Below are 15,148 nucleotides of genomic sequence, written 5' to 3'. Positions count from 1 at the left end.
CCCGCTGACGCCTACTTTGGTCGGGCCGAAGCCATCATCAAACAAAGAGAAAGGATCAAACGAAAAACCATCGAGCAAAGGCGCTTGCAATACCGCAAGATCGCCGCCTAATATCAACCAACCCGATGGAACCAAATACTCGCCTATTTTAAACTGGCATCAGTCTCAAATTATCTGACGACGGACATTATCTCTAAACAGCGCATTATTCAGATAGCTATGCATGATCATCAACCTTCGTAATGCTAAAGGCCCGGACGCGGGACACTCGGCGAATTATTTTGCGGAGTCGAGTCGTACAGCTCCGATCATTTCTCCCGACTAACTTATCTAGTCTGCTACCAATGCCGGCGTTTAGGCACCAACATGAATGCAATAATTCCGCTGAGCTTCCAACCGATCAAAAACCTTTGCAATCTCGTCGTTAATTGGCGGATGCTTGAACAGAGGCAAACCAAAGGTCGCCTCGGTGATGAAAATATCGCAAGGCACCGGAAATAAACGGATCGCAGGATTGAATTACATAAGGTTCCAGTCAACAGATAAACTAATCGCTCTTTTTCAATGATAAAGTCTAATGTCGCTATTGGTGACAAAGTGCTACCCGTTATCTCGGTTGGAAAGGCTTGTTTTGCTTACTGGAACGCAAACGGGTCAGAGAACTATGGGGAACGCATCAAATACGACCATGAGTACCCGCTCCATAAACCTTTTGCGAACAGCAGACGGGTACAGATTATATCAATTGGAATTGATCTTTTCAGTTCACTTGAACTGAATCAGCGTGCATTCTAGCTACCCTCATCCTAAAGACTCCAAATTATAGAATTGGCAATATAGCGCTATCAGGGTCGCCGCCGTGTAAAACGGAGATATCTCCGGTAGTTTCTAATATTACAGCGTTTACCTCAGATAGTTTTAAAGCATTTGCTTCCCGTAATTTCCCGTAAACATCGGCGCGTGTGACCCGTGTAGCCCTTAAATTACCGTCGATAAATACGCCGTCTTTCATCAAAATCACCGGATCGTTCGTCACCATGCCAAAAGCTTGGGGAAATGCGATCCTGACCCGGGCGATTATAAATTGGGAAGCCAAGAGTATGCTAATGCTGCCAATAGATTGTATAAAATCAGGCCATTTTTGAACCGTCACGGCGGCCGCGAGAAGGGAGCCGATCGCGACAGTGACTACAAAATCAAAGGCTGTCATTTTGGAAAAAGAGCGAAGGCCGACAACCCTCACATTTACGACAACCCACAAAAGAGCAATCGGAGCCAAGCAGACTACGCGCAACAAAAGATCTCGCTCTACATCTTCACTAAACAATGGCTACGCTCCTAATTCTCGGCGCTACTGAGAAAATAGCAGATCAGAAGAAATCGTCAGAGACACTTTAAGCCTGACATCTACTATTCTAATATTATTGCTAACCACGCGATTGAGGGTTTGCTAATACCGGATTTAAAAGTTCATCACCCTCAGGGCTTTTATTTTCAGATCGGTTCTGAATCTTTTTCATTACGGTACGTACGGCTACTGAAACAGCTGCGGCAGTGATTGTTCTCCAAAAAAACTTCATATGAAACTCCATTTTATCATTTGAGGTTGTGCTTGTTGGCATAATATATGTGGTTCAAATAATTTACTCTTTACCGGCAGTTTGGTTGCGAATCTCTGCGGATAAATCCTGTAGAAAGAGCTAAAAGCGCTATATCCACGGTGCTATTTAGCGAGACGCAACAATATCTTGGTTGGAATATAGATATCGGTACCGGGCCGCGCTCGATTCAAGTATAGGCCACCTGTTTTCGCCGCGTTTTAATCAGGAAAAGCCGAAGCGTGATAAATTATCCCGCATTTGCTGAAACGCGATCCCAATAACGCAGCTTTTTGTATTGCTCGACAAAGGTCTTCGCATCTTTCTGCGCTTCAATTTTCATTATTCCGCCGTCAATCTTATCCGCGATCCCCGCTGCATCAAGCAATGGCATGGCACCTCTAGAATAATAGGGAAATACGTATCTGGCACAACTTCAAGAGAGTCAATCAAACGACCCTAGTGGCCGCGTTGATAAATGATTCTGGATGGAGGAGAGAATTCCCATATAAAATCGTCGACAAAAGAGTGGGGCGTTTTCACTTCGCATCTGCCAAAAACGATGGTGCGCCCGGCAGGACTCGAACCTGCTGCCTCAAGATTAGAAGTCTCGCGCTCTATCCAGATGAGCTACGGGCGCACACTTTATAAATCCATGCTTATTCGCAGTTTTCTGCGGTCTAGCGCGTAAACAGGATCGCTGGGAATGTCAACCATCTGATGGTAAAACAGGATGCACGTCGACTGTGAGCATCCGATAAACGGATATATTATTGAAACTTGGTAGCAATCGTCTAATCATTCGCGGATGAGCATCAATCCCGTAAAGCGCAGTACCGCCGCCAGTCAGGCTGGCCATCATTTCCGGTATTTTGATTTCGTGATGGCGGCCTTTGTCACGATCTTGTTGTTGTCCAATGTGATCGGTGCGGCAAAGCCCACCTTTATTAATATCAACGGCGAGCAGTGGATTTACGGCGCGGGCATTTTATTTTTCCCGCTCGGCTATGTCATCGGCGATATATTGACCGAAGTTTATGGATATGCCCGCGCACGGCGGGTGATCTGGGCCGGTTTTGGCGCGCTGCTGTTCATGGCTTTCATGAGCTGGGTCGTGGTGTCCTTACCGCCCGCTGCGGAGTGGGACGGGCAATCAGCCTATGAATCTGTTTTTGGCCAAGTGCCGAGGATTGTAGCGGCATCCATTATCGCTTTTTGGGCCGGTGAATTTGTAAACAGCTATGTGATGGCGCGGATGAAGGTCTGGACCAACGGCAAAAAACTATGGACGCGGACCATCGGGTCCACCGTGGTCGGGCAGGGGGTCGATAGCCTGATCTTCTATCCTCTCGCGTTCTGGGGCATCTGGGACACGTCTGCTGTGCTGACGGTGATGGTCACCAATTGGCTGCTGAAAGTGCTGTGGGAAGTCGTGCTGACGCCTGTCACCTATATCGTCGTTGGTTGGCTGAAGCAGCGTGAGGGTGTCGATATTTATGACGAAGCCACAGACTTCACACCGTTTAGTACCTCCGTTTAACTGGCTTATTGGATGGGGAGGGCAGTCCCCTGAGCGAATTATCCGAGCAGGAGGTTTTTCTCTGCCCATCGGGCGAACAGGTAAAACATAACCGCGAGAACCAATAGGGCTATTGGCATGAGCCAGCCGGTTTGCGCAATATAATCGGAATAGCCATCCAGAATGAAATAGCTGCTAAACTGGACCATCACCGCGACCATCGACAAAAGGAACAGGCGAACCGCAATCGGTCTGCGCCGCAGTAACATGACGGACCCCAGAAATCCGGAAAAAACGGCGACAGCAAAAGCGGCAGACGCCCAATAGGGTCGATTGGCGTAAAGATTTTGTTCCAGTTCGGTCAGCCGCGCAAAATCTTCCGCCGACATGATGATGTCCGAGGCATAAGCGAAAACGCCCATAGCATTCCATAACAAGATCAATATTCCGGCGATCCAGAACCAGAGCGGTGCTTTTCGGTTTTGTGTCATAAATATCTCCCTCGAACGCATAGTTCATTGATCGCTTTTTTGACTATCAGCGATTTAATTAATCAATTTTATCGCTTTTAATTTATGTCTATATGTCAGGCTTCATTCAAAAGGAGAATCAAATGATCGGTAGAAATGTCCCCCAAGTTACCCTGCATACCCGCGTTCGTGATGAAAGCGTAGACGGCCCGAATCCCTTTCGCTGGGAAGATGTCGATACGAAAGATTTGTTCAGCGGAAAACGCATTGCTGTCTTCTCCCTCCCCGGAGCTTTCACACCAACTTGTTCCAATGAACAATGCCCTGCGTTCGAACGGCTTTATGACGAATTTAAAGCCAGAGGCGTTGATGAAGTCTATTGTATTTCCGTCAATGATGCTTTCGTAATGTATCAATGGGGCCAATCACTCGGCCTGAAAAAAGTCAAATTGCTTCCAGACGGCTCTGCTGACTTTACCCGCCGCATGGGCATGTTGATCAAGAAAGACCATCTTGGTTTTGGTGAACGCAGCTGGCGTTACGGCATGATTGCCGATGACGGCGTAGTCACTGCCTGGTTTGAAGAGCCCGGCATCAACGATACTGGTATCGATAGCGATCCTTATGGTGAAACTGCACCTGAAAATATGCTGAAATGGCTTTCCGAAGAAGGCGCTGCTTAATTAGCGGGCGAATCTCGGACAGAGATAGAATCAAAAAAACCGTGGGCGATTATTCGTTCGCGGTTTTTCTTTTATGACGATAGCGTGCGTCCATGACCGCGCTCCATAAACCGATCATCATGTCCGCTGTGATGGGCAAACAGGATTTGGCTTGGGCCGATGGTCTTCGCCGGCAATATTATCCGCCGGAGCGTAATGTCATTCCGGCCCATATCACGCTTTTCCACCATCTGCCGCCACAGGCACTGGCAGAAATCAAGCAAGCGGTTGTCGAGATGACCCGATATAGTGCGCCGCCTGTGACCTCGCTCCAACGCTTGATTCATTTGGGCAGCGGCGTTGGCTATCAGCTCCATTCACCCGATCTGCTCGATATGCGTATGGAATTGGCGGACCGTTTCCACGGGCTTTTGGTCGCGCAGGACCAACAGATTCCACGATTGCATGTCACCATACAGAACAAGGTCTCGGCCAAAGAGGCGCAAGAACTACTCAACAAATTATCTAGCGATTTTATACCGCGACCATTCCAGATAAAGGGCCTGGCGTTGCATTATTATATGGACGGTCCTTGGCAATCTATCGGATTATGGCCGTTTCGCGCCTAGACCCGTTCGATTTCTTTGAGCGGTATCTCGGTATCTGCTAATTGCGTGCGATCCAGCGATAGTCCTGCTTCCACAATTTTGCGGCCCTGCACATAATCTTTGGTCGCATTGACGCAATCCAGCGCGATGACTTTCCCGTCCTTCAGATAGATGATCGAGAATTTCCGTGACGAAGGCTCTCCGCGCACAACATATTCGTCATGTCCGGTGGACAGGCCAACGGTCTGTAGCTTCAAATCATATTGGTTGGACCAGAACCACGGTATCGCATTATATTCGCAATCTTCGCCCATGATGTCGAGCGCGGCAACCTTTGCCTGATCATTCGCATTTTGAACGGATTCGAGGCGGATATGGGCGCCATCGGCAAAGCGGTTGCTATGGGCCGCGCAATCACCAATTGCGTAAATATCTTCCAGACTGGTTCGGCAATGCTGGTCAACATCCACGCCGTTGCCAGCCGCTGCGCCAGCGGCGACCAAAGGACCAGTTTCCGGAATAATTCCGATACCGACAATGAACATCTCAGCAGGAAAAACCCGGCCGTCGGCCAGTTTTACGCCAGTCGCCATGCCCTCGTCATTGGTTTCGAATTCCTCGACCATCGATTCGAGTTCAATGGTCACGCCATGCTGGCGATGCTCTTCTTCAAAAAAGCGCGAGAGTGTCTCTCCCGCGACCCGCGATAGCACCCGGTCTAGCGTTTCGATTACAGTCACTTTTTTGCCCAATTTGGTCAGCACAGCCGCCGCCTCAAGCCCAATATAGCCGCCGCCGATAACAACGACATTTTCGGTTGTGGGCAGGGCGGCTATCATTTTATCGACATCTGCGCGAGACCGCACGCCATGAATATTGCGTGCTTGGCTGCCTGCACAATTCAGCATGCGCGGCGATCCGCCCGTGGCCCAGATTAGCTTGCCAAATCCGACTTCCTCGTCGGAGCTTAGCGTGACTTTTTTTCCTATCGGGTCGACTTTTGCAACGCGGCATCCGGTTAAAAGGTCAATCTCGCGCTCGCCCCAAAAGCTTTCAGGCCGCAGCATGATGCGCTCAAACGGCTTTTCGCCAGCCAGATATTCTTTGGAAAGCGGGGGGCGCTCATAGGGGGGGTATTTTTCATTACCCATCAAGGCAATCGTGCCTTCAAACTTCTGCTGACGCAGTGCAATCGCAGCTTGCGCGCCCGCATGGCCCGCGCCAACAATCAAAATATCATAATGTTTATTCATATTAGGCCCCATTGCGCCGGTATCCGGCAAGGGGACGACTGTTAGCGCGGATGATGGTCCTCTTGCAAGCATAAGCAGAAAATGAAACGCAACTTGTTGACCGATAAGATTGCTATGACTATAGCGCCGCGATCTAAGGTGTTTTGTTACGGCTTTTGCTGCTATCAAAAAACCGATGGCGGAGTAGCTCAGGTGGTTAGAGCAGTGGAATCATAATCCATGTGTCGGGGGTTCGAGTCCCTCCTCCGCTACCATTATATTTTATAAGTATTTGCAATTATTTACCTTTCTTTGAGGTTGGATATTGTTTCGCTTCAAGGTTGCACAAAGCGTTGTCGGCGAGTGAGGTGCGATTAGCGGCCTCGGCATAATATGCGAATGTCTCGTTTTTCTTTTGTCCGGTCGCTGCTCGTCCTTGGGCATCCGTTGAGCCAGATTCTGCAAGCTAGCGGCTCGTTGCTTTTCGTAAACCATGGAGACTTCGTTTCTTCGGCAATCCGGCCTCTCTGGTCCACTGTTGCATTTTATTGCTTAAGCCGTCCTTTGAGAATGGCTATCCAGATTGGGTGACTACCAAATGACGAATCGCAGCAACCGGCATAGCTTCCAATGCAAGGCGCGTTTCATTCTTTATCGGAACCAGTGTTTAATTACCGTCTTTTGCATGATTATGCCTTTGAACCAACCAAAGGCGAGTGAAACTAGAGAGTTTTGTTAATTCGGCGCTTATGAAGTTTAGAGTAGGGGACATTGCGTATCTGCGCTCCGCGCCCAAAAGCTTAAGAAGACTAACTCAAACGTCAGGGTATACTCTCTTTGGTTTCTGGCTAGGTATCAGGAGTGATGATCATCTGCTTTTCGGCAAACGCGAGCATTTTGGCCGGGATTGCTTTGCTCGGGATTGGCACGGTCACGGTTCGCCGCACTGATGCATTGGCGCAATTGCCATATGCGGTCATTCCGATAGCTTTTGGCGCACAGCAATTGGTCGAAGGGTATTTGTGGACCATCCTGTCGACGGAATCACAAACAACCAATATGCTGATACCAATATACTTGCTGTTTTCGCACGTGCTTTGGCCGATCTTTGTACCCTTGGCCGTGTTGATGATTGAGCCCCGTACAGAACGCCGAAAACTGCTCGCTATACCAATGGGCGCGGGCATCTTGGCGGGCACTTTTTTCTTGTTAGCGCTTTTTACCAAGCCGGTCTCGGCGATTATTGAAGGAAGACATATCGTCTATCACCTGCCGCATCGATACGATGCAATCATATTGACGCTTTATATCATCGGTACCTGCCTCACTCCACTGCTTTCCAGTTACAAAACCATACGGTTGTTTGGAATTGTAATATCCGTTGCGTTAATCGCGACCTGGATGGTTTACATGAACTGGTTTGCTTCTGTTTGGTGTTTTTTTGCTGCGATTGCGAGTGGCGTGATCCTTGGACATTTTTCACATAATCGTACCTCTGACAATCGGAATCTGGAAGCGGCAACCCCAGCGAGCGTCCCTGGCAATTAATAGCCGGGCGAAAATTCGACAATCAATTCACTTACGATTTCCCGATTCAAAATCATCGAAAAATGCGACGCCTTAGACAAAGTCTTCCCGATTCAGGTTTTTGCCACCGATCTTGATGAAGAAGCGCTGACGATCGGGCGGGCCGGGACATATTCTGCCAATCTCGTTGCCGATATTTCGCCTGAGCGTCTGCAGCGCGTCTTCGTGCAGCAGGACGGAGGCTATCAGGTTACCAAGGAATTGCGGGAAACGGTTACCTTCGCATCGCCAAATGTTATAACCGATCCGCCTTTTTCCAGACTTGATCTGATCAGTTGCCGGAATTTGCTCATTTATCTGGAAGATAGATTGCAGGACAAGATTATTGGTTATTCCCATTTGCGCTTTAGCAAGGCGGGTATCTTTTTCTCGGTCGGTCAGAAAACATTAACCAGCTCACCGATTTATTCGAACCGATCCACAAAAAATCACCCCAAATATCCCAAGCGGAATGTTATTATCCTTGTCGCCGCTGGCCGAGCTGACCACCATGATATCAATGAAGGCTGAATTGCGCGCCAGCCCCCCGGGCTGCATCAGCGTTTGCTTCCTCGTAGGCCTTCCTCTGTAAGGCGGCTTTCGATAAATTCGCGCAATTTCTGATCAACTTCACGCGCATATTTCCCAATTTCATACATGACTGACATGCAGGTAACGCCATTAAAAGCCATTTGCGGATTGTACGGATTGGCACAAAGACAATGAAGGCGCCCCTCCAGTGAGCACGTTAAATCCAGAGCTGCTTGAAGGCGCACCTTCTGTCCGGGATCATCATTAATGTATAGCAGTATGGATTTCATGGGGTGTGTCCTGTTCCGACGAATTTCCCGATGGAAAACCGAATACGAAAGCAATTTATCCTGCTTGTTTTTAATGCTCTATCAGAGATAATAAGGATGGCTGAAAACCGTACTCTAGGGCATTCTTTTTCAAATTCCAACCGCACCGAGTTGTACAACTTTTTCCAGCCAATGTTCACGGTGTTATTCGCTTTGATTCCCCTTGATGCTCGTTGGTATCGCAGTCTCGTTCCTGACAATGTCGCGCTGAATGCGCTTTCGCATGCCAAAAATGCATTCGCGCGAGCATTTCGTGCGTGATCCGAACGATCAGGGACTCTACTTAGCGAAATCAGCGCCTCCCCGATTTAGAGATCAAGTCGAACTTACACCTACCGAAGATCAAGGCCTATTTCATGAGCCATGCATTGATAATTGAACAAAATACGGTCGTCGGTAGCGCGCTTTCAAGACGACTGTCCGATATGGGCTTCGACAGTTCTGACCATGTCTGGACCGAAGAAGACACGGTTGCGATTGCAGAAATGCAACTAGCCGAAGGCCCAGCTCTCGATGGCCCTTTTGCTTTCAGCAAGCTGTCGGAAGTTGTTGAAACGGCACAAGGTCAGCCCCATCAATTCGCGACCGCATGGTAAATCTATAGAAACTGATAACTTCTGGAACAGGTTATTCGAATTAACTGCCGCCTCTCTCCTTGAGAAATAGCCCGAAAAGGAGATCAAGGAAAAATGACTTCAAATATACTGGTCTGGTTGCAATTGGGAGGATGCGCGTTGGTCATCTTTCTGGCGGGTCCGTTTCTGGTGCATTATGCCGAAAGAATATCGACCGCCACGGGATTGTCGCAGAGCTGGATCGGACTTTTTCTGCTCGCAACAGCTACCTCACTCCCTGAACTTGTCACCGGCATAAGTTCGGTCACTGTCGCTGGAGCACCCGATATTGCAGTGGGTGATGCGCTCGGGAGTTGCGTCTATAATCTATTGCTGCTGGTGCTGCTGGATGCATTCACACGTGATGAATCCGTTTACGGCCGGATAGACCAGAGACATATATTGACCGCAGGATTTGGGGTCGTAATGCTGGCGTTAGTTGGCATGCTGATGCTCGTGGCGCGCGATGATCTGGACCTGCGGCTATTCCATGTTAGTATCTACTCTCCTTTCCTGATCGTTCTGTATTTCGTCGCGATGCGGGCTGCATTTTTCTACGATAAAAAACTTGCGATCATGTCGGATGATCCGCCTTCTCCAACAGAAGGATCGCTTGGCGGCGCAGTTCGGGGATATGCAATGGCTGCTATCGTTGTCGTGACAGTTGGTATTTGGTTGCCGTTTATTGGGCAACAAATTGCCCAAATCATGGCATGGGAAACGAGTTTTGTTGGCACATTGTTTATCGCGGGCACTACCTCTTTACCTGAATTGGTCGTGGTTATAACGGCAATGCGTCTTGGCCGGATTGATATGGCGATTGCTGGGCTACTCGGTAGCAATTTATTCGACATATTGATCATCGCGCTTGATGATATCGCTTATACTGATGGATCGATTTATGCCGCGGTATCACCGGTTCATGCTGTATCAGCGCTTGCTGCTGTCATGATGTCGGGAATATTTACCGTGGCTCTGCTTTATCGCCCAGGCAACCGCTTCTTTGGGATGATCGGCTGGGTCAGCATCGCATTGATTACGGTTTTTCTGCTCAGTTCCTACATTCTCTATCTACAAGGAGTGTAAACTTGTCGTGGAGCAATTCGAGATAATATATTTGCGATATGAAGTCTTCAAAGGCTAAGATAAAATCCACTTTTTCATGAGAATCTTACGACAAGAAGAGAGCGTCGAGTTATGTCGCGCTGAGAAATATATGTAGTTAGTGGTACGCAACGATGCGCTCGCTAGTGTGACATGAAGATCGCTAAATTTGCATTTTCTATCATGCTGATAGTAGCGCCTCCAAAAATATACTCGCTGAACCTAGAGTGGCCATAACCACCCATAACAAGCAAATCCGCATCCTTTATGGGCGATAGAAGCTCTGGGTACACGGCAAATGTTTGAATCCGCATTGCGGGTACTCAAACAGGGCGGGACACTATCGAGCCTGGGGAGCCATTCTGATAAAATCACAATGCCGATCGAAGCCATCGCGGCGGGTCTCGGGGATCACAAGATCATTGCTTCACCATGCCCCGGCGGCAAGGAACGGATGCGGCGGTGGACAAATATTGTAGATAGCGGCCGCGTCGATCTGCGTTCGCTAGTGACGCACCGGTTTTCGTTGGATGACATCGAGAGGGCTTATGAACTTTTCGGCGCGCAACGTGACGGTGTTTTGAAAATAGCAATCACGCCGTAATCATGAACATGTTGCTCTACTTTGCGCGGCCCGTTCCAGTGCATCTCGGTCGTGGATGACCAGTCGGTTATGTGCGGGCATCGCAATGATATCACTCTGTTTTAAACGCTTTAGAGATCGACATACGGTTTCCGGCGTCAGGGCGAGATAATCCGCAATATCCTGCTGTGAGATCGGCAAATCAAACTGAACGCCATCTTGCGGCAACCGATCAATAATACTGCAAAGAAATGCTGCCATTCTAGTAACTGCGCCCTGTCGCCCCAGCAACATACCGCGGCGATAAATTGGATCCTGCTCTGCACCTATACAGCGAAGCATACTCCCATCTTTCAAGCAGCTTTCGGCCAATGCATAGTTCCAGTGACCACGCGTCTGCCGGACATAGGTGACATCGGTTACGGCTTCGGCGGAAAAACGATAGGATTGCGTAATTGGCAGGCCGATATGGTCTCCAGCAAAGAAGAAGGCCAGGATTTGCCGTTCGCCATCTTCAGAAATTGTCACACCGCGCACAATGCCGGAACGCAGCTGAAATATATAGGCGGAGTCCTGACCTTCCCAGAACATCGTCTGTTTTGCGCTAGCGGTTAGAAGAACTTCGCCTAAAAATTCATCCTGACAATTAACGTACATGATCCGATCCTCTGAAGGGTATGATGATCTTGATTAGGATCAATTAGAGGTCAGGTGCATTCGTGGATTCTACATAGCGGTAAACACGTAGTATGTTCGCTTTGACAGGGATTGCCCTTCAATGCCCAAAGGATTCTCCAAGATAAAAATGGCGGACATCAGGATTTTCCAGCATTTCTTCTGGCATTCCCTCGAACACTATTCGACCTTCATGAAGGATATAAACCCGGTCGAGAAGGCCAACTAATTCATGTACATTTTGATCCGTGATAAGAACGCCAATATTCCGCCGCTTGAGGTCTTCGATCATCGCCTTGATATCTCTGACTGACATTGGATCAATGCCCGCGAATGGTTCATCAAGCAGCATGATCGAAGGGCTAGCGGCCATTGCCCGCGCAATTTCACAACGTCGTCGTTCGCCTCCGGACAATGCTACCGCAGGTGTGTCACGGATATAGTCTATGTGGAATTCAGCCAGTAGTTCATCGAGTTTTAGGGCCTGCTTGCTTTTGTCTCGTTCGAACAGTTCGAGTACCATCATTATGTTCTGAGCAACAGTCTGACCGCGAAAAATTGATGTTTCCTGAGGGAGATATCCGAGCCCGTGGCGAGCGCGCTGGTCAAGCGGGAGACGGGTGACATCTTTGCCATCCAGCAGAATATGACCGGAATCTACTTTTGCCAAACCAAGTATGGAAAAAAAGGTTACCGTTTTTCCAGCTCCATCGGGGCCGAGCAGGCCTACAACTTCGGATCGATCTACATTCAGAGAAATCCCGTCAAGAACCAGCCGCTTGCCAAATGACTTTACGATGGAGTCCACTGACAGCACCTTCACAGAACTGCAGGTTTTATTTGGAATGGTTGGGGAATCGGGAATCACAATATGTTTCACGGGCAAATCGCTGTCCTTCGAATAGATGTACTGAACAACTGAGAGGATTGGAAAGAAGGGAAATTTCAGTGAAACGTCAATACGCAGCAATACGTATTACGGGCTGTGGCCCTGTTCCTTAATATCATTAGGGTTCTTGAATAAAGGAAGAGAAGGTGGCTTTATGGTCTATCTCCAATCTCAAATTGGATTTCTTGAATCGGACAATAGAGGGTGTTTCTGTAGGTGAGGGAGCATCAATTGAAGCGACGGATTATTGGTCGGAAAAAGACTGTAAAGCGGTCGCGCACAATCTAGATAGCGATCTGGAAACAGGTTTGTCGGAAATCGCTGCCGCTGACCGACTGCTTAAATACGGACCCAATGCACTACCCGACAGTCGCAGCCAGAATATCGGTCAAATCATGTTCGCGCAGTTCAATGATGCAATGATCTTATTGTTACTGATAGCCGCTATCGTTGCTGGCTTGGCTGGTGAACTGCGCGATGCGGCTATGATAGCGCTCATATTACTGATCAATGCTGCCATTGGTATGTTTCATGAGGTACGGGCGCAAAAGGCTGTTGCAGCACTCAAATTACTGGTCCCGAACAGTGTGAATGTCATCCGCTCTGGTTCTCAAAATATGCACAATGCCCGCGACCTAGTGCCTGGAGATCTTGTCCAGATAGAGGCAGGGAGCCGGGTACCCGCTGATATGCGCCTTACGGAAATTTCTGACCTTGAACTAGATGAATCTGCACTAACGGGAGAATCTCTTAGCACCGGAAAAACAACCGAAATTGTCACTGGCGATAATCTGGCGATTGGCGACCGGATGAACATGGCCTTTGCTGGTACAACGGTCGCGCGAGGTAAAGGGACCGGACTGGTTGTTGCAACCGGTCTGCAAAGCGAAATCGGCCGGATCGCGGATTTGATGCAGCGCGAGAAACAAGTCCCAACTCCTTTGCAGTTGCGCCTAACCGAAGTCAGTAGAAAGCTGGCGATTGCAGCAGTGTTTGTGTGCATCATCATTTTTGCAGTCGGGTTGTGGCAAGGTCATCCACCGCTAATCATGTTTATGACCGCTGCCAGTGTCGCTGTGGCCGCGATGCCCGAAGCCCTGCCGGCGGTGGTGACGGTTCTTCTGGCAATTGGAGCGCGAAAAATGGCCAAACAAAATGCGTTGATCCGCCGATTGCCTGCCGTCGAAACTCTTGGTTCAGTAACCTATATATGCTCGGACAAAACCGGCACGCTCACCCAGAACAAAATGCACGTGGCGGAACTTGTTAGCGAAAGTCGGGAAGCGCTATTTGCAGCAATGGGGCTCTGTACCGAAGTTGATGGCAATGCGGTCGACGGATTTAAGGGCGAACCAACCGAGCTTGCCCTCGCGGCCTATGCCGTAGAAATGGGATACCGTCGGCGAGAGCTTGAAGCTAAGTGGCCGCGCGTAAAAACCTTCGCTTTCAGCTCAGAGCGTAAACGGATGACTACCGTTCACCCATCGCAAACCGGTTATGTTTCGTTCATAAAAGGTGCCCCTGAGACAGTGCTCGCATCTTCTTCAGAATGGCGACAAAAAGCCGAGGACCTGGCAAAAAAAGGAATGCGTGTCCTTGCTTTTGCGCGCCGGGAATCTCAGCATCTTCCAGTTTCCGATGAAATTGAAGGTACACTGGAAATACTTGGGTTGGTTGCGTTGCAGGATCCGCCGCGTAAAGAATCTGCTGCCGCAATCGCTTCTTGCCGGTCTGCGGGAATTCATCCGGTTATGATTACCGGTGACCATCCCCAAACTGCGCGCGCGATTGCAATCAACGTCGGTTTGGCGGACGAGACCGACGAAGTCATCAGCGGACCCGAACTGGCAAGGCTGAGCGACACCCAACTTGCGAACAAAGTCCTCACCGCTAGAACTTATGCCCGTGTTGACCCCGTCCAGAAAATACGGATCGTCAAAGCACTACAAAGTCACGACCAATATGTTGCTATGACCGGCGACGGTATCAATGACGCCCCCGCCTTGTCAGCAGCAGATATAGGGGTTGCCATGGGGCGCGGCGGTACAGATGTTGCGCGGGAGGCAGCCGATCTTATCCTGCTCGACGATAATTTTGCATCCATCGTTTATGCGGTACGCGAAGGGCGCCGCGTTTTTGACAATATCCGTAAGTTTATCCGTTATGTTCTTGCCTGTAATCTTGCCGAAGTCCTGACAATATTTATAGCGCCTTTGCTCGGCCTTCCGCTGCCCTTGCTGCCACTGCAAATATTATGGATCAATCTGGTTACTGACGGGCTGCCCGGTCTGGCTCTGGCGGCCGAAAAGGCGGAGCCGGATGTTATGGAGCGCCCACCCATTCCGCCAGTCGATGGAATATTTGACCGCAATATGTGGTTTCATATCTGGATTTTTGGCGGGTTTATGGCATCGGTCACCATTGCGGCGCAATATGGCGCCTTGGCTGCTGGCAATGAAAACTGGCAAACGATGGTGTTTACCATCCTGACGTTTTTGCAATTGGGTCAAGCTCTTGCTGTGCGGTCAGAGAAACGTTCGGCCTTTCTTTTCAAACCCTTCGGGAATCCATTTTTGATTGGCGCCATCCTGATCAGCGCCGGGCTGCATCTGCTAATCATATATACACAACTTGGACAGGAGTTGTTCCACACCCAGCCGCTCAATGTGCGCGAACTCGGGATATGTCTTATTGCTTCAGTGGCGGGTCTTGCGGCTTCGGAAGTGTGGAAGCTGTATAGATGGCGTCGGAAGGTCGCATTATAACCA

General features: G+C 49.3%; 18 protein-coding genes, 2 tRNA genes and 2 pseudogenes. 12 read left to right on the top strand and 10 right to left on the bottom strand.

Annotated elements, in window-relative coordinates; translation table 11 throughout:
* Nucleotides 1-111, top strand: a pseudogene (locus tag V7676_RS14375) (PEP/pyruvate-binding domain-containing protein); the annotation flags it as partial.
* 246 nt (nucleotides 112-357) lie between these two features.
* Here the strand turns inward: V7676_RS14375 and V7676_RS18855 are convergent.
* The 5 genes and pseudogenes from V7676_RS18855 to V7676_RS14355 all read right to left on the bottom strand — a co-directional run.
* Nucleotides 358-492 (bottom strand): annotated as a pseudogene (locus tag V7676_RS18855) (ligase-associated DNA damage response exonuclease); the annotation flags it as partial.
* A 328-nt stretch (nucleotides 493-820) separates the two neighbouring features.
* Nucleotides 821-1,327 (bottom strand): DUF421 domain-containing protein, encoded by a 507-nt coding sequence (locus V7676_RS14370; RefSeq protein ID WP_335660395.1) that lies wholly within the window; start codon nucleotides 1,325-1,327, stop codon nucleotides 821-823.
* 100 nt (nucleotides 1,328-1,427) lie between these two features.
* A complete protein-coding gene (locus tag V7676_RS14365; protein WP_335660394.1) occupies nucleotides 1,428-1,580 on the bottom strand; it encodes a hypothetical protein in 153 nt (50 codons plus the stop codon).
* A gap of 268 nt (nucleotides 1,581-1,848) precedes the next feature.
* Nucleotides 1,849-1,992: a hypothetical protein gene (locus tag V7676_RS14360; RefSeq protein ID WP_335660393.1), complete on the bottom strand. Its 144-nt coding sequence runs from the start codon at nucleotides 1,990-1,992 to the stop codon at nucleotides 1,849-1,851.
* A 169-nt stretch (nucleotides 1,993-2,161) separates the two neighbouring features.
* Nucleotides 2,162-2,238: transfer RNA gene (locus tag V7676_RS14355), tRNA-Arg, on the bottom strand.
* A gap of 168 nt (nucleotides 2,239-2,406) precedes the next feature.
* On the opposite strand from V7676_RS14355, the gene V7676_RS14350 reads away from it, so the two are divergent.
* The gene (locus tag V7676_RS14350; RefSeq protein WP_335660392.1) at nucleotides 2,407-3,138 is read left to right on the top strand and encodes a queuosine precursor transporter; all 732 of its coding nucleotides are present in this window, start codon (nucleotides 2,407-2,409) and stop codon (nucleotides 3,136-3,138) included.
* A 38-nt stretch (nucleotides 3,139-3,176) separates the two neighbouring features.
* Here V7676_RS14350 and V7676_RS14345 read toward each other — a convergent pair whose 3' ends face one another.
* Nucleotides 3,177-3,608, bottom strand: coding sequence for a hypothetical protein (locus tag V7676_RS14345; protein ID WP_335660391.1), 432 nt, complete (start codon nucleotides 3,606-3,608; stop codon nucleotides 3,177-3,179).
* A 122-nt stretch (nucleotides 3,609-3,730) separates the two neighbouring features.
* Between V7676_RS14345 and V7676_RS14340 the strand changes: the two genes are divergently transcribed.
* Entirely contained in the window at nucleotides 3,731-4,270 is a 540-nt protein-coding gene (locus V7676_RS14340) for a peroxiredoxin (RefSeq protein ID WP_335660390.1), read from the top strand.
* A gap of 92 nt (nucleotides 4,271-4,362) precedes the next feature.
* Nucleotides 4,363-4,878 (top strand): 2'-5' RNA ligase family protein, encoded by a 516-nt coding sequence (locus V7676_RS14335; RefSeq protein WP_335660389.1) that lies wholly within the window; start codon nucleotides 4,363-4,365, stop codon nucleotides 4,876-4,878.
* Here the strand turns inward: V7676_RS14335 and V7676_RS14330 are convergent.
* Nucleotides 4,875-6,110, bottom strand: coding sequence for an NAD(P)/FAD-dependent oxidoreductase (locus tag V7676_RS14330; protein ID WP_335660388.1), 1,236 nt, complete (start codon nucleotides 6,108-6,110; stop codon nucleotides 4,875-4,877). The genes V7676_RS14335 and V7676_RS14330 overlap by 4 nt on opposite strands.
* Before the next feature lie 177 nt (nucleotides 6,111-6,287).
* On the opposite strand from V7676_RS14330, the gene V7676_RS14325 reads away from it, so the two are divergent.
* The 3 genes from V7676_RS14325 to V7676_RS14315 all read left to right on the top strand — a co-directional run bounded on the left by V7676_RS14325 (nucleotide 6,288) and on the right by V7676_RS14315 (nucleotide 8,186).
* Nucleotides 6,288-6,364, top strand: a tRNA-Met gene (locus tag V7676_RS14325).
* 589 nt (nucleotides 6,365-6,953) lie between these two features.
* A complete protein-coding gene (locus V7676_RS14320; protein ID WP_335660387.1) occupies nucleotides 6,954-7,637 on the top strand; it encodes a DUF6629 family protein in 684 nt (227 codons plus the stop codon).
* A 21-nt stretch (nucleotides 7,638-7,658) separates the two neighbouring features.
* Nucleotides 7,659-8,186 (top strand): CheR family methyltransferase, encoded by a 528-nt coding sequence (locus V7676_RS14315; protein WP_335660398.1) that lies wholly within the window; start codon nucleotides 7,659-7,661, stop codon nucleotides 8,184-8,186.
* A gap of 26 nt (nucleotides 8,187-8,212) precedes the next feature.
* Here V7676_RS14315 and V7676_RS14310 read toward each other — a convergent pair whose 3' ends face one another.
* Complete coding sequence (locus tag V7676_RS14310; protein WP_335660386.1) at nucleotides 8,213-8,476, bottom strand: hypothetical protein; 264 nt, start codon at nucleotides 8,474-8,476, stop codon at nucleotides 8,213-8,215.
* A 96-nt stretch (nucleotides 8,477-8,572) separates the two neighbouring features.
* Between V7676_RS14310 and V7676_RS14305 the strand changes: the two genes are divergently transcribed.
* The 4 genes from V7676_RS14305 to V7676_RS14290 all read left to right on the top strand — a co-directional run bounded on the left by V7676_RS14305 (nucleotide 8,573) and on the right by V7676_RS14290 (nucleotide 10,837).
* Complete coding sequence (locus V7676_RS14305) at nucleotides 8,573-8,776, top strand: hypothetical protein (protein WP_335660385.1); 204 nt, start codon at nucleotides 8,573-8,575, stop codon at nucleotides 8,774-8,776.
* A 95-nt stretch (nucleotides 8,777-8,871) separates the two neighbouring features.
* Complete coding sequence (locus V7676_RS14300) at nucleotides 8,872-9,111, top strand: hypothetical protein (RefSeq protein ID WP_335660384.1); 240 nt, start codon at nucleotides 8,872-8,874, stop codon at nucleotides 9,109-9,111.
* Nucleotides 9,112-9,204: 93 nt separating this feature from the next.
* A complete protein-coding gene (locus tag V7676_RS14295) occupies nucleotides 9,205-10,215 on the top strand; it encodes a sodium:calcium antiporter (protein ID WP_335660383.1) in 1,011 nt (336 codons plus the stop codon).
* A 316-nt stretch (nucleotides 10,216-10,531) separates the two neighbouring features.
* A complete protein-coding gene (locus V7676_RS14290) occupies nucleotides 10,532-10,837 on the top strand; it encodes a hypothetical protein (RefSeq protein WP_335660382.1) in 306 nt (101 codons plus the stop codon).
* Here the strand turns inward: V7676_RS14290 and V7676_RS14285 are convergent, their stop codons facing one another.
* Nucleotides 10,838-11,473, bottom strand: coding sequence for a helix-turn-helix domain-containing protein (locus tag V7676_RS14285; protein WP_335660381.1), 636 nt, complete (start codon nucleotides 11,471-11,473; stop codon nucleotides 10,838-10,840). It abuts the gene before it with no gap.
* 118 nt (nucleotides 11,474-11,591) lie between these two features.
* Complete coding sequence (gene lptB / locus V7676_RS14280) at nucleotides 11,592-12,362, bottom strand: LPS export ABC transporter ATP-binding protein (protein WP_442955448.1); 771 nt, start codon at nucleotides 12,360-12,362, stop codon at nucleotides 11,592-11,594.
* Nucleotides 12,363-12,526: 164 nt separating this feature from the next.
* On the opposite strand from lptB, the gene V7676_RS14275 reads away from it, so the two are divergent.
* Nucleotides 12,527-15,145, top strand: a complete 2,619-nt coding sequence (locus V7676_RS14275) for a cation-translocating P-type ATPase (RefSeq protein WP_335660380.1) — start codon at nucleotides 12,527-12,529, stop codon at nucleotides 15,143-15,145.
* Nucleotides 15,146-15,148: the final 3 nt, after the last annotated feature.

Source organism: Parasphingorhabdus sp., from assembly GCF_036963805.1.
Classification (GTDB): Bacteria; Pseudomonadota; Alphaproteobacteria; order Sphingomonadales; family Sphingomonadaceae; genus Parasphingorhabdus.
Note: the sequence above shows the minus strand (reverse complement) of the source record. Positions and strands in the feature narration are given on the sequence as shown.